The 17,550-nt window shown below is 71.5% G+C and carries 16 protein-coding genes and 1 riboswitch; of the genes, 5 read left to right on the top strand and 11 right to left on the bottom strand.

Annotation, left to right across the window (positions count from 1 at the left end):
- Positions 1 to 5 precede the first annotated feature (5 nt).
- The 7 genes from LY625_RS02910 to lexA all read right to left on the bottom strand — a co-directional run bounded on the left by LY625_RS02910 (position 6) and on the right by lexA (position 9,259).
- Entirely contained in the window at positions 6 to 1,388 is a 1,383-nt protein-coding gene (locus LY625_RS02910; protein WP_233737483.1) for an aldehyde dehydrogenase family protein, read from the bottom strand.
- Positions 1,385 to 2,224, bottom strand: a complete 840-nt coding sequence (locus LY625_RS02905; protein WP_233737482.1) for an SDR family NAD(P)-dependent oxidoreductase — start codon at positions 2,222 to 2,224, stop codon at positions 1,385 to 1,387. Before LY625_RS02905 ends, LY625_RS02910 begins: the two co-directional genes overlap by 4 nt.
- A gap of 54 nt (positions 2,225 to 2,278) precedes the next feature.
- Complete coding sequence (locus LY625_RS02900; protein WP_233737481.1) at positions 2,279 to 3,223, bottom strand: EamA family transporter; 945 nt, start codon at positions 3,221 to 3,223, stop codon at positions 2,279 to 2,281.
- 87 nt (positions 3,224 to 3,310) lie between these two features.
- Positions 3,311 to 6,490 (bottom strand): error-prone DNA polymerase, encoded by a 3,180-nt coding sequence (locus LY625_RS02895; RefSeq protein WP_233737480.1) that lies wholly within the window; start codon positions 6,488 to 6,490, stop codon positions 3,311 to 3,313.
- A 4-nt stretch (positions 6,491 to 6,494) separates the two neighbouring features.
- Positions 6,495 to 7,949, bottom strand: coding sequence for a DNA polymerase Y family protein (locus LY625_RS02890; protein ID WP_233737479.1), 1,455 nt, complete (start codon positions 7,947 to 7,949; stop codon positions 6,495 to 6,497).
- Between the two features lie 9 nt (positions 7,950 to 7,958).
- On the bottom strand, positions 7,959 to 8,591 hold the full coding sequence (imuA, locus tag LY625_RS02885; RefSeq protein ID WP_233737478.1) for a translesion DNA synthesis-associated protein ImuA: 633 nt from the start codon (positions 8,589 to 8,591) through the stop codon (positions 7,959 to 7,961).
- Positions 8,591 to 9,259: a transcriptional repressor LexA gene (lexA, locus tag LY625_RS02880; protein ID WP_233737477.1), complete on the bottom strand. Its 669-nt coding sequence runs from the start codon at positions 9,257 to 9,259 to the stop codon at positions 8,591 to 8,593. Before lexA ends, imuA begins: the two co-directional genes overlap by 1 nt.
- A gap of 88 nt (positions 9,260 to 9,347) precedes the next feature.
- On the opposite strand from lexA, the gene LY625_RS02875 reads away from it, so the two are divergent.
- The 4 genes from LY625_RS02875 (at position 9,348) to LY625_RS02860 (ending at position 13,942) form a co-directional block, all read left to right on the top strand.
- The gene (locus LY625_RS02875) at positions 9,348 to 10,010 is read left to right on the top strand and encodes a UdgX family uracil-DNA binding protein (protein WP_233737476.1); all 663 of its coding nucleotides are present in this window, start codon (positions 9,348 to 9,350) and stop codon (positions 10,008 to 10,010) included.
- A 95-nt stretch (positions 10,011 to 10,105) separates the two neighbouring features.
- Positions 10,106 to 11,260 carry a GGDEF domain-containing protein gene (locus LY625_RS02870; RefSeq protein WP_233737475.1) on the top strand — a complete coding sequence of 385 codons (1,155 nt, stop codon included), beginning with the start codon at positions 10,106 to 10,108 and terminating at the stop codon, positions 11,258 to 11,260.
- Positions 11,261 to 11,293: 33 nt separating this feature from the next.
- On the top strand, positions 11,294 to 12,946 hold the full coding sequence (locus LY625_RS02865) for a serine hydrolase (protein WP_233737474.1): 1,653 nt from the start codon (positions 11,294 to 11,296) through the stop codon (positions 12,944 to 12,946).
- A gap of 9 nt (positions 12,947 to 12,955) precedes the next feature.
- Positions 12,956 to 13,942 (top strand): LLM class flavin-dependent oxidoreductase, encoded by a 987-nt coding sequence (locus LY625_RS02860; protein ID WP_233737473.1) that lies wholly within the window; start codon positions 12,956 to 12,958, stop codon positions 13,940 to 13,942.
- A 66-nt stretch (positions 13,943 to 14,008) separates the two neighbouring features.
- Here the strand turns inward: LY625_RS02860 and LY625_RS02855 are convergent, their stop codons facing one another.
- The gene (locus tag LY625_RS02855; RefSeq protein ID WP_233737472.1) at positions 14,009 to 14,446 is read right to left on the bottom strand and encodes an FKBP-type peptidyl-prolyl cis-trans isomerase; all 438 of its coding nucleotides are present in this window, start codon (positions 14,444 to 14,446) and stop codon (positions 14,009 to 14,011) included.
- 123 nt (positions 14,447 to 14,569) lie between these two features.
- Between LY625_RS02855 and LY625_RS02850 the strand changes: the two genes are divergently transcribed.
- Positions 14,570 to 14,965 carry a host attachment family protein gene (locus LY625_RS02850; RefSeq protein ID WP_233737471.1) on the top strand — a complete coding sequence of 132 codons (396 nt, stop codon included), beginning with the start codon at positions 14,570 to 14,572 and terminating at the stop codon, positions 14,963 to 14,965.
- Positions 14,966 to 14,971: 6 nt separating this feature from the next.
- Here LY625_RS02850 and LY625_RS02845 read toward each other — a convergent pair whose 3' ends face one another.
- From LY625_RS02845 to LY625_RS02835, 3 genes are read right to left on the bottom strand one after another with little or no spacing between them, the layout of a single operon-like run.
- Entirely contained in the window at positions 14,972 to 16,168 is a 1,197-nt protein-coding gene (locus LY625_RS02845) for an NAD(P)/FAD-dependent oxidoreductase (protein ID WP_233737470.1), read from the bottom strand.
- 4 nt (positions 16,169 to 16,172) lie between these two features.
- Entirely contained in the window at positions 16,173 to 16,721 is a 549-nt protein-coding gene (locus LY625_RS02840) for a YaeQ family protein (RefSeq protein WP_233737469.1), read from the bottom strand.
- A gap of 45 nt (positions 16,722 to 16,766) precedes the next feature.
- Entirely contained in the window at positions 16,767 to 17,342 is a 576-nt protein-coding gene (locus LY625_RS02835) for a manganese efflux pump MntP family protein (RefSeq protein WP_233737468.1), read from the bottom strand.
- Between the two features lie 3 nt (positions 17,343 to 17,345).
- A riboswitch (yybP-ykoY riboswitch) is annotated at positions 17,346 to 17,526 on the bottom strand.
- Positions 17,527 to 17,550: the final 24 nt, after the last annotated feature.

Genomic DNA, 17,550 nt, shown 5'->3' with positions numbered 1-17,550 from the left:
GGGCGTCAGCGCAGCAGCCAGCGCAGCACCCGGTCCCGCCAGCCGCCGTACGGCGGGTAGGCCATGCGCAGGGTGTCGGGCCACAGCGGCTTGCGGAACACCGGGCGCGCCTGGCTGAAGGCCTCGAAGGAATGCCGTCCGTGGTAGCGGCCCAGGCCGCTGGCGCCGATGCCGCCGAACGGCAGGCCCGGGGCGGCCAGGTGCACGGCGCAGGCGTTCACCGCGATGGCGCCGGCGCGCAGGCCGGCCTCCACCCGTGCGCGCACCGCCGGGTCCCGGGTGAACACGTAAGCGGCGAGGGGCGGCTGGTGCTGGCGCGCGCGTTCCAGTGCGTCGTCGAGGTCCTGCACCACCACCAGGGGCAGGACCGGCCCGAAGATCTCCTCCCGCGCCAACGCGCTGTCGCTCGGTGCGTCCACCAGCACGGTGGGCTCGAAGTAGCGCCGCCGGGCATCATGGCGGCCGCCACTGAGTACGGTGGCGCCGCCATCGAGCGCCTCGGCCAGCGCATCGGCGAGCCGCCGGTGATGGCGCTCGTTGACGATCTTCCCGTAATCCCGGCTCTGTGCCGGGTCGGCGCCGAAGAACTCCAGGATCGCCCCGCGCAGCTGGCGGGCGAGTTCGGGTGCGTGTTCGCGCAGGACCAGCACGTGGTCGGGCGCGACGCAGGTCTGCCCGGCATTGGTGAACTTGGCGAAGGCGATCCGCCTGGCAATCGTGCGCAGGTCGCCGTCGTGGACGATGGCCGGGCACTTGCCGCCCAGTTCCAGCGTGGCCGGGGCGGGGACGCGCGCGGCCGCCTCCATCACCTGCCGGCCGACGCCGGCGCTGCCGGTGAAGAAGTAATGGTCGAAGCGCTGCCCGAGCAGTTCGCCGGCGGTGCGCGTGCCGCCCTCGACCACGGCCACCGCGTCGGTGTCCAGGTAGCGCGGCAACAGGGTGGCCAGCAGCGCCGAGGTGAACGGTGCCAGCTCGCTGGGCTTGAGCACGGCGCAGTTGCCGGCCGCCAACGCTCCGCACAACGGGACGAGCAGCAGCTGGAGCGGGTAGTTCCAGGGCGCGAGGATCAGGACCACGCCCTGGGGTTGTGGCGTGGTGCGCGCGGACGCGGGCTGCAGCGCCAGCGGTATCGCCACGCGCCGTGGCCGGGTCCAGCGTTTCAGGTTGGCCAGCGCGTGGCGGACCTCGCCCAGGGTGAAGCCGATCTCCGTGGCGTACGCCTCCGGCGCCGGCTTGCCCAGGTCGCGGGCCAGGGCGCCGGCGAGTTCGGCCTCGTGCGTGCGCAGCATCCGTGCCAGTGCCTGCAACTGGGTCCGGCGCCATTCCAGCGGCCGGGTACGGCCGCTGGCGAAGCCCGCGCGCAGGCGTTCGACGGTCGCGGCGGTCATCGTGCCTCCGGCCCGGCGCGGCCGGTGAAGCGTTCCATCGAGCCGTACACCCCGAGCGGACCCCAGGCCAGTGCGTCCCAGGCGCGGCGCGGCAGGACCCCGCGCAGCAGCATCGACAGCCGCACGGTCCACGGCAGCATCAGCATCGGGCGGCCCCGCTTCATCGCCCTCCAGGCACGTTCGACCACGTACTCCGGCTCGAGCAGCGGAGTGAGCAGCGGGGCGCGGGCGCCGGCGAACATGCCGGTGTCGATGTAGCCGGGCATCAGCGTGGTGACCCGGACGTGGTGGTGGCCGGCGCGCTCCAGTTCCAGGCGCAGGGTGTCGCTCCAGCCGGTCGCCGCCCATTTGCTGGCGGTGTAGGCGGCCATGCGCGGCACCGGCAGCAGGCCGGAGGCGGAGGTGACGTTGAGCAACCGGGCCGGCGTGCCGCGCTCGATCATCCCCGGGAGGAACTCCAGCGCCACGTGCATCGGCCCCAGGGCGTTCACCCGCAGGCTGGCGTCGACCTCGGCCGGCGCCTGCTCCCAGAACCAGCCACTGCGCACGATGCCGGCGTTGTTGATGACGATGTCCGGCCCGCCGGCTTCGGCGCGCACCCGCGAGGCGGTGGTGCGGATGTCGGCCGGCGAGGCAAGGTCCACCGTATGGGCATGGATCCGCGAAGGCCCGCCAGCGGCGGCGAGCTCCTCGCGGGTACGGGCCAGGCGCGGGCCGTCCACGTCCCACAGGACCACATTGGCGGCCTTTTCGGCCACGGCCCGCTCCGCGTGGAGCCGGCCCATCCCCATCGCGGCCCCGGTGACCAGCACCGTCCGTCCTTCGACTGTCTTCATGGCATTCCCCCTGCGCCCGATTATGCCTGCCCGGGGACGCGGATTCCGCCGGGGCTACCGCGGGGTGTCCGCTGCCGGGGCGGCGGGGTCGGTGTGCCGGATGGCGGCAGGCGCAAGCGCGTCCGGGGAGGGCCTGCGCGATTGCCGCACGGCAGTGCGGGTGGTGCCGACGCTGGCGGCGACCACCAGGGCGATCGCGACCGCGCGCAGCCAGCCGAAGGTCTGGTCCAGCAGCACCCAGGCCACGGCGGCGGCGAACACCGGCTCCAGGCTCAGCAACACGCTGAAGGCCGGTTTCGACAGCCGCCGCAGCGCGCCCAGCTCCAGGCTGTAGGGAACCACCGAGGAGAGCAGGGCCACTCCGAGGACCAGGCCGGCCAGTTCCGGGTGGTGGACCGCCTTCAATGCGCCCGGTGCGCCCGGGATCATCGTGCCCATGGCGCCGATCGCCATCGCCACGGCCAGGCCGCCGACGCCGGGAACCTGCCGGCCCACGCGCGCGGAACACAGGATGTAGGCGGCCCAGAACCCGCCTGCGACGAGTGCGAAGGCGATGCCGGCCGGATCCAGCGATTCCGCGCCAAGCGCCGATTCCACGCCCAGCAACACCATGCCGGTGGCGGCAATGCCCACCCACAGCAGGTCGCGCCCGCTGCGCGAAAGCACGGCGGCCAGCACCAGCGGACCGATGAACTCGAAGGCGACCGCAACCGCGAGTGGCAGGCGTTCGATCGAGGCGAAGAAGAACCCGTTCATCGCCCCCAGGCTGGCGCCCAGCAGCAGCACCCCGGTCCAGGCCTCCCGGCTCCATCTCCATGCCGCGGGACGGGCGATTGCCAGCAGGAACAGCGCGGCCAGCCCCAGCCGGAGGGTGGTCACGCCCCAGGGGCCCAGGTATGGGAACAGCCCGCTCGCCAGCGCGGCACCGAACTGCAGCGACAGGCACGAGCCGACCACCAGCAGGATGCCCGTGGCAGGCGAGGGATTCAGCGGGGACACCGGGAGGTTTCCAGTGGTCGATGGCGGGGCCACATCGTCGGGGACGGAGCCGGATTGGTCCAGCGGAAACTCTGTTCCGGCAGCGGGTCAGTGGAAGTCGCGCGAGCGCACGTCCAGGCCATCCAGCAGCGGAGTCAGGTCCTCCAAGCGGCGGGCGACGAGGTGCTGGACGCCGTCCTTGCGTTCCAGCCGCCCCTCCACCGCCAGCAGGCGCGACTCCAGCAGCTCGCGGCGCTGGCGCTCGGCCAGGTCGTGCCAGACCACCACGTTGGTCATCCCGGCCTCGTCCTCCAGGGTCATGAAGATCACCCCGCTGGCGGTCTGCGGCCGCTGGCGCAGGGTGACCAGGCCGGCAACGCGGACATTGCGGCCCCCGGGCACCCCGGCCAGATCGCTGGAGCGGCGGCAGCGGCGCGCCCCGAGCGCCTTGCGCAGCATGGCCAGCGGGTGCCGGCCCAGGGTGGTGCCGAGCATCGCGTAGTCGGCCTGCAAGTCCTCGCCGGCGCTGGGCAGGGGCAGGGTGATGGCGTCACCGTCCTCACCGGGCGTGGTGCCGGCGAACAGCGGCAACTGCGGCTCCACCCCGGTGATCGCCCAGCGGGCGCGGTGCCGGTGGCCGGCCAGACCACGCAGCGCGCCGGCGTCGGCCAGCAACGACTGCCCGCGCCGGTCCAGGCCGGCGCGGGCGCACAGGTCGGCGACGCCGGTGAACGGCCGCTGCCCGCGCGCGGCTTCGATGCGGCCGGCGGCCGCGGCGGGGAAGCCGCGGATCATCCGCAGGCCGAGGCGGATGGCGGGCTGGCCCGATGGGGGAGGGAACGACGAGGGCTCCAGGCCGCAGTCCCACCCGCTGTAGCGCACGTCCACCGGCAGGACAGGGATGCCATGGCGGCGGGCGTCCTGGAGGATCTGGTCGGGGGAGTAGAAACCCATCGGCCAGGAGTTGATCAGCCCGCAGGCGAACGCCGCCGGTTCGTGGCACTTGAGCCAGCTGCTGGCGTAGGCCAGCAGGGCGAAGCTGGCGGCGTGGGACTCGGGGAAGCCGTAGTCGCCGAAGCCCTTGATCTGCTCGAAGATGCGTTCGGCGTACTCGCGCGTATAGCCACGCTCGAGCATGCCGTCGGTCAGCTTCTGCCGGTGCGGCTCCAATCCGCCGCGTCGCTTCCAGGCCGCCATCGAACGGCGCAACTGGTCGGCCTCGCCGCCGGTGTAGCCCGCCGCCTCGATCGCGATCTGCATCACCTGTTCCTGGAACAGCGGAACGCCCAGGGTGCGCTCCAGCACCTTGCGCAGCTTCTCCGAAGGGTAGTCGACCGCCTCCTGCTTCCGCCGCCGGCGCAGGTAGGGATGGACCATGTCGCCCTGGATCGGGCCGGGGCGGACGATCGCCACCTGGATCACCAGGTCATAGAACTTCCGCGGCCGCATCCGCGGCAGCATCGCCATCTGCGCGCGCGACTCGATCTGGAACACGCCGATGGTGTCGGCGCGGCTGATCATGTCGTAGGTCGGCTTGTCCTCGGTCGGGATGGTGGCCAGGGCCAGGTCGCGACGGCCGGTATCGCGCAACAGGTCCAGGGTCTTGCGCACCGCGGTCAGCATGCCCAGCGCCAGGCAGTCGACCTTCATCAGTCCGATCGTGTCCAGGTCGTCCTTGTCCCACTGGATCACCGTGCGCCCGTCCATGGCCGCGTTCTCCACCGGCACCAGAGTCGACAGCGGGTGCTCGCTGATCACGAAGCCGCCGGGGTGCTGGGACAGGTGGCGGGGCATGCCGACCAGTTCGGCGGTCAACACGACCAGTTGCCGCAGCACCGGCGAATCCGGGTCGAAGCCACGCTCGCGCAGGTGTTCGGCGACCGGTGCCCGACCGCTCCAGCGGCCGAGGGTGGAGGCCAGTTCGCCGACCACGTCCGGCGGCAGCCCGAGCGCGCGGCCGACATCGCGCACCGCGCCGCGGCCGCGGTACTGGATGGCCACCGCGGTCAGCGCCGCCCGCTCGCGGCCGTAGCGTTCGAACACGTACTGGAGGACTTCCTCGCGGCGCTCGTGCTCGAAGTCGATGTCGATGTCCGGCGGCTCGTTGCGCTCGGCGGAGATGAAGCGCTCGAACAGCATCCCCATCAGTGCCGGGTCGATCTCGGTCACGCCCAGGGTGTAGCAGATCACCGAGTTGGCGGCCGAGCCGCGGCCCTGGCAGAGGATCCCGCGCGAACGGGCGAAGCGGACGATGTCGTGGACGGTGAGGAAGTAGGATTCGTAGCCGAGCCTGGCGACCAGCGCGAGTTCCTTCTCGATCAGTTCCCGGGCCTTGTCGCTGGTGCCTTCCGGCCAGCGCCAGCGGGCGCCTTCCTCGACCAGGTGGCGCAGCCAGCCGGTGGCGTCGTGGCCGGCGGGGACCAGCTCGTGCGGGTACTGGTACTTCAGGTCGTCGCGCAGGCTGAAGTGGCAGCGCCCGGCAATGCGGGTGGTCTCGGCCAGCAGGTCGTCGGGGTAGATGGCCGACAGGGCGCGACGGCTGCGCAGGTGGCGCTCGCCATTGGGGAACAGCCGGTGCCCGGCCCCGGCCACGGTGACGTGGTGGCGGATCGCGGTCATCGTGTCCTGCAGGGCACGGCGGCCGCGCACGTGCATGTGGACGTCACCGGCGGCGACCAGCGGCAGGCCGAGGCGCCCGCCGGCTTCGCGCAGTTGCAGCAGGCGGGTTCCGTCGTCGGGGCCGCGGTGCAGTTCGACCGCCAGCCAGGCCCGGTCGGGGAAGGTGGCCTGGACCCAGCGGGCGTGGTCGTCGTCGATGTCCGCGCCGGGCACCCACAGCGCGAGCAGCCCGGTGGTGTCTGTGAAGTCCTCGCGCAGCAGGCGGTAGGTGCCCTTGGGGGCGCGGCGGCGGGCACGGGTGACCAGGCGGCACAGGGCGGTGTAGCCGGCGGCGTCCTCGACCAGCAGGACCAGCTTCGGGCCGTCTTCGAGTTGCATCTCGCTGCCGGTGACCAGCTTCACGCCGTGGCGTTCGGAGGCTTCCAGTGCGCGGACGATGCCGGCCAGCGAGCACTCGTCGGTGATCGCCAGGGCGGTGTAGCCGAGCCGGGCCGCGCGCTCGAACAGTTCGTCGGCGACCGAGGCGCCGCGCTGGAAGCTGAAGGCGGACAGGCAGTGGAGTTCGGCGTAGGCGCCGGAGCCGCCGGAGCCGTCCGTCGATGTCCGTGGATCCCCGCGTTCGCGGGGATGACGGGAGGATTCGCGGGGATGACGGGAGGAGGGAGCCATCTGCTTACCCGAACCAGCCGTGGAGCATGAAGCCGTCGGCGCTGCCCTCTGGCGGGGCGTCGCCGGCCGGGCGGAAGGCCCAGGCCTGCTGGCCGGGACTGGTGCGCAGGCGGTAATAGTCACGGCGCACGTCGCCGTCCCACCAGCCGCTCTCGATGCGCTCGGGGCCGGCGAGGATCTCGACCCGGTGGTCGCGCAGCGGTGCCGGTTGCGGCAGCAGCCAGCCGGGACGGGACGGGACCGGTTGCCGGGCGGGGGGCGCGGTGCCGGCAGTACGGCGCGGGCCCGGCGGGTCACCGGCTTGGACGACGCGTTCGGGGCGGTGGTCCGGACGCACCACCAGGCCATGCACCGCGTCGTCGCCCAGGCGCGCGCGCAGACGTTCGCGCAGTTGCTCCCACGGCACCGCCTGTTGCGGGCGGGTGTCGAACAGGTCGCGACCGGCAGGCACGAACGGCGGCAGGCCGGACGCGGCCAGCCGCACCCCACGCACCGGGGCCGGAACGCGGGCCTGCTCCAGCCGGCCGCGGGCCAGTTCGAACAGCATCGCCGGCTGGCGTTCCGGCGCCAGCAGGCCGACCGGGACCACGGTGTCGCCCCGGCCCTCGTGCTCGAGCCTGAGCTCGAACCGCTGCACGCCGCTGTCGCGGCCGGCGAGGAAGGCGGCCAGGTCGCCGGTCAGCCGGCGCAGCGGGAACAGCAGGGCCTGGCTGGATTCGACGTCGTGCTCGAGCTCGATCCGCGAGGTGAATTCGTCCGGTGGCTGGTAGCAGTCCAGCGGCGTGGGCAAGGTGCCGGCCAGCCGGTCCAGATGGGCCAGGGTTTTCGGACCGGCCCGCTTGCCGAGCGCGGCGCGCGGCAGGTCGAGGACCTGCCGCAGCCGGCGCAGGCCCATGCGCCGCAGGCTGGCCGCCACCTCCGGCGCCAGGCCGCTGCGTTCCACCGGGAGCTGGCCGAGCGCATTGCGCAGCGGCGCCACGGCGGTGACCGCCAGGCCGTCGTGGACGTTGGCCAGGGCGCGGGCGGCGTACGGATTAGGCGCCAGGGTGATGCGGTGGCGGAAGCCCAGCGCCTCCAGGTCCTCGCGCAGCTTCGCCTCGAACCGTGGCCATGGCCCGAACAGCCTGAAGCTGGCTTCCACCTCCAGCAGCAGCGCCGAGGGCAGGGTGCGGCAGACCAGCGAGCTGTAGCGGTAGGCCCAGGCAGCGAGGAAGTCATGCCAGCGCTCGACCTCGGCCGGGTCATGGGCGACGGCGGCGAACCGGCTGCACAGGGCCTGTGCCGCGCCCAGCGACTGCCCGGCACGCAACCCGGCTGCCCGTGCCGCCGGGTTGACCGCGCGCAGCACGCGCCGCTGCACCGGCCCGTCGACCAGTGCCAGTGGCGCCCCGGGGTCGGGGTGGCGGCGCAGGACGCCATCGAGCGCCAGTTGCGGCAGGAGGATGCAGGCCCAGAGCATCGGTCGGCCTCATTGCACCTGTTGGACGGCGGCGGGGAAGGGCAAGGGCCGGGTGGGCGGGTTGCCGCCGCGGCACTTGAGCACCCGCAATTGCGCCGGGTCGGCGTCGAGAGCGATCCGCAAGGCCGCCGGCGAAGGGTTGCCTGCCGCCCGCAGCGGCCGCATCGCGAAACCCAGGCATTGCCCGGTTTCGGCGGCTACCTGCAGCCGGCGCAGGGCGCGATCGTCGGCCCCGTGCGGCCAGCACAGTACTGCCGAACAGGCGGCCGAACGCAGGCACTGCTCGGCCGCCCACAGCGCGTCGCGGCCTTCGGTACGCACCACCTGCAGCCGGTCCAGCCGCACGCCGGCGCCCACCCAGGCGGGCGCGAAGGGCAGGTAGGGCGGGGCGACGAGCACCACCCGGCCGCCGGCCTGCGACAGCCGCCCCAGGGTCGGCCACAGCAGGCGCAGCTCGCCGATGCCATCGGCCGGCAGCAGCAGTTCGGTCAATGCGTGCTCGGGCCAGCCGCCGTCGGGCAGGGCGGCGTCCAGGCCCGCGTGGCCGGTCGGTTGCCGCGAGGGCGCGCGCTCGGCCGGCTGCCCGCCGCGCCAGACCCGGCGCGAGGCCAGCAGGCTGTCCAGGGCGACCACGGCTCCCATCAGGACGGCCTGACCAGGCCGGCGAACAGCCCCTCGATGGCGAAATCGGTGACGGTCCGGTCGATCTCGATCGGCGCATGGGCCGGATTGCGCGGCAGCAGTCGCAGCTGTCGCGGGCCGTGCTCCAGGCGCTTGACCGTCAGCTCGCCCTCCACCCGCGCCACCACGGTCTGGCCATTGCGCGCCTGCGCGGTGCGGCGCACCCCGATCAGGTCGCCGGGCAGGATGCCGTCGAGCAGCATCGATTCGCCCTCGACCTCCAGCAGGTAGTCCGGGCGCAGGCGGAACAGGCCGGGGTCGAGCTGCACCTCGCGGCGGACCTCCGGATCGGAGCCGATCGGGGTGCCGGCGGCGACCCGGCCAAGCAGGGGGACCTGCAACAGGCCGGTGATACCGGCACGCCCGGTGGCGGCCTGATGGAGTGGCGCGTCATCGGACAGGGCAGGCGCTGCATTGCCCGCCGCAGTCAGCCTGATCCCGCGCGCGCGGCCGGCCGAAAGTTCGACCAGCCCCGCCTGCGCCAGCGCTTCCAGGTGGTAGCGCGCCGAGCGGTTCTGGCGGAACCCGAAGGCCCGCGCGATTTCCATCTGCGACGGCGGCCAGCCATGCGTGGCGATGTGCCCGCGCAGGTAGTCGAGCAGGCGGCGCTGGGTGTCGGTGAGGTGCATGGGTACTAATTCTAGTAACAGCCCGCAAAAAAGTCCTGAACGTGGCCGGTCACGGGAAGGGCACGGTGGGGATTTCATCATCCGCCCGGTGACCGACCCTGACTTCCTGCTGCCGCTGGCCAAGCCGCTCGCGGACCCGGTTCCCGCCGGTGACCTGCGCACGCTCGAGCGCAAGGCGCGCGACTGCCGCAACTGCCCGTTGTGGCGGCCGGCCACCCAGACCGTGTTCGGCGATGGGCCGGCCGATGCGCTGGCGATGCTGATCGGCGAGCAGCCGGGCAACCAGGAGGACATCGCCGGCGCACCTTTCGTCGGCCCCTCCGGGCAACTGCTCGACCGCGCCTTGCAGGAAGCGGGACTGGAGCGCGAGCGCCTGTACCTGACCAATACCGTCAAGCACTTCAAGTTCGAGCAGCGCGGCAAGGCCCGGCTGCACAAGCGTGCCAATGCCGCCGAGCAGGAGGCCTGCCGGATGTGGCTGGCCGCGGAAATGCTGCAGCTGCGGCCGAAGGTGGTCGTCGCGCTTGGCGCCATGGCGGCGCAGACGGTCTTCGGACGGCAGTTCCGGGTCACCCGCGAACGCGGTCGGTGGCAGGCGCTGCCCGGGCAGGCCCGGGGCCTCGCCAGCTGGCATCCCTCGGCGGTGCTGCGGATGCCGGACGAGCGCCGCGAGGCCGGGTTCCGGGAGCTGGTGGAGGATCTGGGGCGGGTGGCGGAGGCGGTCGGGGCAGGGGGCAAGACGGCGACGTGACAACAGGGGAGGGGATTTTCCGATCGGGGTCCCAGGTTTCGGCCGCCGCGGCCGTTAACGTCATTGGGCAAGAGTCTTCCGTGGAAGGGAGCACCATGCAGTCACCTGAAATCCCCGCCGGGAACACCGGCGCGGGCCTGGATCCGGCAACGCGTGCCCGGCAGGCGCTGCGCCTGGGCCGCATGCGGATGGGGGCGGTGTCGCACCTGGTGGTGTGGCTGCTGCTGATGCTGTGCAGTGCCTTCGGGATGCTGCCCTGGTGGACGAGCGCCTGCTACGTGGGGGCGACCGCGCTCATGCAGCTGGTCTTCCACCGGATTTTCCGGCTCCACCTGAACCTGGGGTTCCGCGATCCCAGCATGACCTTCTGGCAGGTCTTCGCGCCGATCCCGGTGGGCCTGTGGGCGGCCTACTTCGTGACCGGGGACGCCCTGCGCCCGGTGATTCCGATGCTGGCCGCCATTCCCGCCATCTACGCGATCCTGGCCCTGGGTACGCGGCAGCTGATGCGGCTGGCCGGGGCCTTCCTCGTCTGCTACCTCCTCCTGCAGCTGGCCATCTGGCAGCGGGATCCGGAGGCCTTCGACATGGCGCACGAGGCCATCGTGCTGCTGGCCTTCGTCGTGCTGATGGTGCAGCTCGCCGTGATCGGGGGGTTCATCAGCCGGCTCCGGCGCAAGCTGCACCAGCGCAATGCCGAGCTGCGCGGCGCGATGGAGCGCCTCAACCAGGCCAATGCCGAGCTGGAGGTGCTGGCCGAACGCGACCCGCTGACCGGCGTGTACAACCGCCGCCGCCTGTTCGAGCGGCTGGAGGAAGAGGTGGAGCGCAGCCGGCGCGGCCACAGTCCGCTGTCGGTGTGCATGCTCGACGTGGACCACTTCAAGGAGGTCAACGACCGCCACGGCCACCAGGCCGGGGACCAGGTGCTGCGGCAGGTCGCCACCACCATCGCCGCCAGCCTGCGCAGCATCGATTCGCTGGGCCGCTACGGCGGCGAGGAGTTCGTGCTGGTCCTGCCGCAGACCCCGCGCGACGGCGCCAGGAAGAAGGCCGAGCGGGTCCGTGGGGCAATCGATCTGTCGTGCGCGTGCGGGAGGGCGTTGACGGTCTCGATCGGGGTGGCCGGGTACCGGCCGGGCGACTCGGTCGACACCCTGCTTGCACGGGCCGATGCCGCGCTTTACCGGGCCAAGGCAAAGGGTCGCAACCGGGTCGTCCTGGAGCCGGAAGGGGCCTCGGCGGGTTAAGGTTCCTTCCTCGTTCCGTCAGGGGAAATCCAGATGCACCACCCGCGTTTCCGCCTGCGCCTGGGCGCGCTGGCACTTGGAACCGTCCTGTCGCTGCCGCTGATGGCCGCGGCGGTGCAGGAGCCGGCCGCGCCGGCCGTCGTCGGCACCCCAAACAACGTGCTGCCCGAGCGACTGCATGGACTGGATGCGTACGTGGAAGCCGTGCGCGAACGTTTCGACGTGCCCGGCATCGCGGTGGCGATCGTCAAGGACGGCGAGGTGGTGCTCGAGCGCGGCTACGGGGTGAAGGACCTGGAAACCCGGGAGCCGGTGGATGCGCGCACGCTGTTCGCGATCGCCTCCAACACCAAGGCCTTTACCTCCGCGGCGCTGTCCATGCTGGCCGACGAGGGCAAGCTGGAGCTGGAAGACCGGGTCATCGACCACCTGCCGTGGTTCCGCATGGCCGACCCGTACATCACCCGCGAGATGCGCGTGCGCGACCTGCTGGTCCACCGCAGTGGCCTGCCGCTGGGCGCCGGCGACCTGCTGTACTGGCCGACCAGCGACTACAGCACCCGCGATGTCGCCGAACGCCTGGCGCAGGTGCCGATCGAAGGCGGCTTCCGCGAGAAGTACGCCTACGACAACATCCTGTTCGGCGTCGCCCAGCTGGTGGTCGAGGAGGCCAGCGGACAGTCCTACCGCGACTTCCTGCAGCAGCGCATCCTCGATCCGCTGGGCATGGCCGACACCCGCTTCAACTCCGAGTACCTGCGGAGCGGGGACAACGTTGCCACCGGCTACTCCAGGGCCGACCACGACGAACTGGTGCCGGCGCCACGGGTCAGCTGGCACAACGTCTCCGGCGCCGGCGGCATGTACTCCAGCGTCCACGACCTGACCCGCTGGATCCGCGTGCAGCTCGACCAGGGCGTGATTGCCGGCGAGGGCGAGGACGCCGAGCGGCTGTTCAGCGAGAAACGCCAGCAGGCAATGTGGCAGATGGCCACCCCGATCCCGGTCGGCAAGCCGGCCGTGCCCGAGCTCGAACCCGCCCAGCCCAACTTCCGCGGCTACGGCGAGGGCTGGAGCCTGAACGACTACCGCGGCGAGAAGCTGGTCTGGCACACCGGCGGCTGGCCCGGCTTCGTCTCGCGCATCACCCTGGTGCCGGAGCGGGAACTGGGCGTGATCGTGCTGACCAGCGCCGAGAGCGGGGCGGCATTCAACGCCATCACCAACGAGGTCCTCGATGCCTATCTCGGCGCGCCGGAGCACGACTGGATCGGTGCCTACGCCGCCGCGCGTGGCAGCCAGGAGGAAAAGGCGGAGAAGGACTGGCAAGGGCACCTGGACGCCCGCGACCCCGACAGCCGCCCCTCGCTGCCGCTGGCCGGCTACGCCGGTACCTACCGCGACCGCTGGTATGGCGAGGTGGTCATCCGCGAAACGGGGGACGGGCTGCGGATCAATTTCAGCCGTACCCCCGACCTGGCGGGTAAGCTGGAGCACTGGCAGGCCGACACCTTCATCGTCCGCTGGGACCAGCGCTGGCTCAACGCCGACGCCTTCATCACCTTCAGCCTGGACCCGGACAACAAGGTGCGCGAAGCCCGCATGGAGGCGGTGTCGCCCCTGACCGACTTCAGCTTCGACTTCCATCACCTGCGCCTGGCGCCCATCGAAGACGAGAACCCGTAGGAGTCCCGCATGATCCCGTACTCGCTCCTTGACCTCGCACCCGTGCCGCAGGGCAGCGACATCCGCCAGGCCTTCGCCAATTCGCTGGAACTGGCGCAGCGTGCCGAGCGGGCCGGGTACCGGCGCTTCTGGCTGGCCGAGCACCACAACATGCCGGGCATCGCCAGCGCCGCGACCGCGGTGCTGATCGGCCATATCGCCGGCGGCACCTCGACCATCCGCGTCGGCGCCGGCGGGATCATGCTGCCCAACCATTCGCCGCTGCAGGTCGCCGAGCAGTTCGGCACCCTGGCTTCGCTGCATGGCGAGCGCATCGACCTGGGGCTGGGCCGCGCGCCCGGCACCGATACCGCGACCGCACGCGCGCTGCGCCGCTACTTCAACAGCGCCGATGCCTTCCCGCAGGACGTTGCCGAACTGCTGCACTACTTCCAGCCGGTGCAGCCCGGGCAGGCGGTCCGGGCGGTCCCCGGCGCAGGCATCCAGGTGCCGGTCTGGCTGCTGGGCTCAAGCCTGTTCAGTGCGACCCTCTCGGCGCACATGGGCCTGCCGTTCGCCTTCGCCTCGCACTTCGCGCCCGATGCGATGGACGAGGCGCTGGCGGTCTACCACCGCGAGTTCCGCCCATCGGCGAGGCTGGACAGGCCCTACGCGATGCTGGCGATGAACGTGGTCGTGGCCGATACCGAAGCCGAGGCCAGGCGCCAGTTCACCAGCCAGCAGCAGAGCTTCGTCAACCTGCGCCGTGGCGACCTGGGCCCGGTGCCGCCGCCGATCGACGACATCGAGTCGTGGTGGACACAGGCGGAGAAGGCCGGGGTCGAACGCGCGCTGGCGGTGAGCGCGGTCGGCGATGCCGGCCAGGTGCGCGAAAAGCTCGCCGCCTTCATCGAGCGCCACCGCCCCGACGAGCTGCTGCTGACCGCCAACCTGCACGATCCGGCCGCCCGCATCGCCTCGTTCGAAAAGGCCGCCGGGGTGATGCGCTCGCTGTAGTCGCCGACGCGCCGGATAACCGTAGCCCGGGTGCGCTGCGCTTGCCCGGGCTACCGGTTCAAGGGGTCAGTGCTTCTCGACGTCGAGAAGTTCGACCTCGAACACCAGCGAGGCCTGCGGCGGGATCACCCCGCCGGCACCCTTGCGGCCGTAGCCCAGCTCCGGCGGGATCATCAGCACCCGCTGGCCGCCGACCCGCATGCCGGCCACGCCCTCGTCCCAGCCACGGATCACCCGTCCGGCACCGAGCAGGAAGGTGAACGGCTCGCCCCGGGTGCGTGAGCTGTCGAACTCCGCGCCACGGTGGTCGGGCGCGGCCTCGTCGTAGAGCCAGCCGGTGTAGTGCACGGTCACCTCGTCACCGGCCGCGGCGACCGTCCCCTCGCCGGTGGTGACCTCGATGCGCTGCAGCTCCGCCACGGTGCCACCCGGCGGAGGCGCGGGCTCGCCGCAACCAGCCAGCAGGACGGCGGCAAACAGGGCGAAGCAGGCGATCAGGCGCATGGCGGTTTCCACGGGAAAGCCGCCAAGCCTACCGCACCCGCAGCCCCGTGCCCGCACCCATACACACATGCATAACCGCCAGCGCGCCAGTGTCGGAGCCATCGACAGCAGACAGGAGGCCGCATGCAGATCCCGAACGAAGCCTTGGTGGTGGTTGCCGATGGCGCCGGCGCGCGCGTGTTCCGCAACCGCGGCAATGACCGTGACCTGATGCTCCACCAGTTCGATCTGCTGGAGCTGATGAACATGAACGATGACGGGCCTTCCGGCTCGATGCCCGACGGCACCGACGGCTACCGCATCGACAAGGCCACCTTCGCCAAGCAACTGGCGCAGGGCCTCAACCAGGGCGCGCTGCAGCAGCGCTACGACGACCTGGTGATCGTTGCCGACGAAAAGACCCTCGGCGAGATCCGCGGGCTGCTGCACAAGGAGGCGCGGGACCGCTTGCGCGGGGAGCTGGCGAAGAACCTCACCAATTCGCCGCTGGACGACATCCAGCGGATCCTGGTGTCCTAGGCCGGGCTATACCGCGGTGCCGGCGGCGTGGGCGGAGGCCCAGGCCCACTGGAAGTTGTAGCCGCCGAGCCAGCCGGTGACATCGAGCACCTCGCCGATGAAGTACAGGCCGGGCACGGTGCGCGACTGCATGGTGGTCGAGGACACACTGTCGGTATCCACGCCACCCAGGGTGACCTCGGCGGTGCGGTAGCCTTCGGTGCCGCTGGCCACCAGCGGCCAGTCCGCCAGCAGGGCGGCAACCTCGCGCAGCTGTGGCGCGCTGAACTGCCGCATCGGCCGCCCCGGTTGCAGGTGCGCCAGCCACGCCTCGCACAGCCGCTGGGCAAAACGCCTGGGCAGCAGCTCGGCGAGCACCGTCCCGAGTCCGGCGGCCGGGCGGGCGGCCTGCAGCTGCCGCAGTGTTTCCAGCGCATCGGATCCCGGCAGCAGGTCCAGCCGCAGCTCGTCGCCGGGCTGCCAGTACGAGGAGATCTGCAGGATCGCCGGACCGCTCACGCCGCGGTGGGTCACCAGCATTGAGTTGCTGAAGTCCCGGCCGTTGCAGCGGGCGGTGACCGGCAGGGCGACCCCGCTCAGCCCTTCCAGCCGCTCATGGTGCTTGCCGCTGAGCGTGAGCGGCACCAGTCCGGCGCGGGTCGGCAGCACCGGGTGGCCGAACTGGCGCGCCAGCTCGTAGCCGAAGCCGCTCGCGCCCATGCTGGGGATCGACAGGCCGCCGCAGGCGACCACCAGGGCCGGGGCCGCGAACCGCCCCTGCGTGGTCTGCAGCCGGAAGCCGCCGGCGTCGGGTTGCTCCACGCGCTCGACGCTGCAGTGGGTGCGGACCTCCACCCCGGCCCGGGCGCATTCGTCCAGCAGCATCCGCACGATCAGCCTGGAGGACTCGTCGCAGAACAGTTGCCCGAGCTCCTTCTCGTGGTAGGCGATGCCGTGGCGCTCGACCATTTCGATGAAGTGCCACGGTGTGTAGCGCGCCAGCGCCGACTTGCAGAAGTGCGGGTTGGCCGAGAGGTAGTTGGCCGGGGTAGTGCCGGTGTTGGTGAAGTTGCAGCGCCCGCCACCGGACATCAGGATCTTCTTGCCGACCTTGTTGGCGTGCTCGATGACCAGCACCCGCCGCCCGCGCCGGGCGGCGGTGACCGCACACATCAGCCCGGCGGCGCCGGCGCCGATCACCAGGACGTCATGGTGCCCGGACATCGTTTCAGCCGGCGGCGGCCATCCGCACGCCGGGCCGCAGCGCCAGGCTGCCGCGTTCGCCCATCAGCTGCAGTTCGCCGTCCTCGATCAGGGCGTTGAGCCGCATGCCGCGCTCGCCGATGGCGGGCAGTGCCTCGACCACGTCGGCGGGGATGTCGAGCACGGTGAGGTTCTTCAGCCGCGCCAGCGAGTTGGCGACCTTGTCCCACCAGATGTCCGAGGCGCGGCCGCCGTAGTTGACCACCACCACCTGGCCGGCGCGGGCGCAGGCCTTCTTGATCCGCGACTCGTCCGGGTTGCCGACGTCGATCCACAGTTCGACCTCGTTGGTGTAGTTGCGCCGCGACAGCGCCGGCTCCTCCTCGTCGCTGAGCCCGCGGCCGAACTCCAGCTTCTCGTCGGCATACAGGGCGAAGGCCAGCAGCCGCACCATCAGCCGCGCATCGGTCTCCGACGGATGCTGTGCCAGGGTGAGGTTGTGGGTGGCGTAGTAGTGCCGGTCCATGTCGCTGATCTGCAGCTCGGCCTTCACCACGGTTGAGTTGAGCGCCATCGGTCCGGCCCTGGGGGAAACCGGCCATTCTACCGGCGCGAGGCCCTAGCCGGCAGCGCTGCTGATGTGCTCGTACAGGATCATGGCGCCTACGGCGATCAGTACAAGGCCGCCCGCGATTTCAGCGCGCTTGCCGATCAGCGTGCCGAGCACGTGGCCAACCATCACGCCCACCGTGACCAGGGCGAACGTGCACAAGCCGATGACGGCCGCCACCGTGGCGATGTTCACGTCGACGAACGCCAATCCGACGCCGACGGCCATCGCATCGATGCTCGTCGCCAGTCCGGTGAGCGCCACCACCAGCAGGCTGCTGTTTGCGGTAAAGCCCGACGGCTCGTGTTCGGTCGCAGTCACGGCCTTGTAGATCATGTGCAGACCCAGTGCGGCCAGCAGGCCGAATGCGATCCAGTGGGCCCATGCCTCGACGAAGCGTGAAGCCGCCGAGCCAAGCAGCCAGCCGACGATCGGTGTCAACGCCTCCACGACGCCGAAGATCAGGCCGACGCGCAGGGCCTCGCCCCAGCGCGGTTTCGGCATGCCGGCGCCCTTGCCCAGGGCAGCAGCGAACGCGTCCGTGGACATGGCAAGGCCAAGAAGGAGGATGGAAAGCAGGGACATGGCAGCACCAACGGTCGGGACTTGGAGACGAAACGAACCACAGGCGCGCCCGACCGGAGTTGCGTCTGTGGCCCGTTGGTCTCGCCAAGCGTCAGGCTGCGCCGCCACGGCCGATTGAGGCCGAGTATGTTGACGGACGCGCTTCCGGTACCGGAAGCCGGCTACTCCCCAAAGAGCGTGCCGGAGCGTCATGGTACGGCGCTTCGGC

The organism is Lysobacter sp. GX 14042, assembly GCF_021390425.1.
In the GTDB taxonomy this organism is placed as follows: Bacteria; Pseudomonadota; Gammaproteobacteria; order Xanthomonadales; family Xanthomonadaceae; genus Novilysobacter.
The sequence above is the reverse complement of the archived record's forward strand: the minus strand, read 5'-3'. Positions and strand labels throughout refer to the sequence as shown.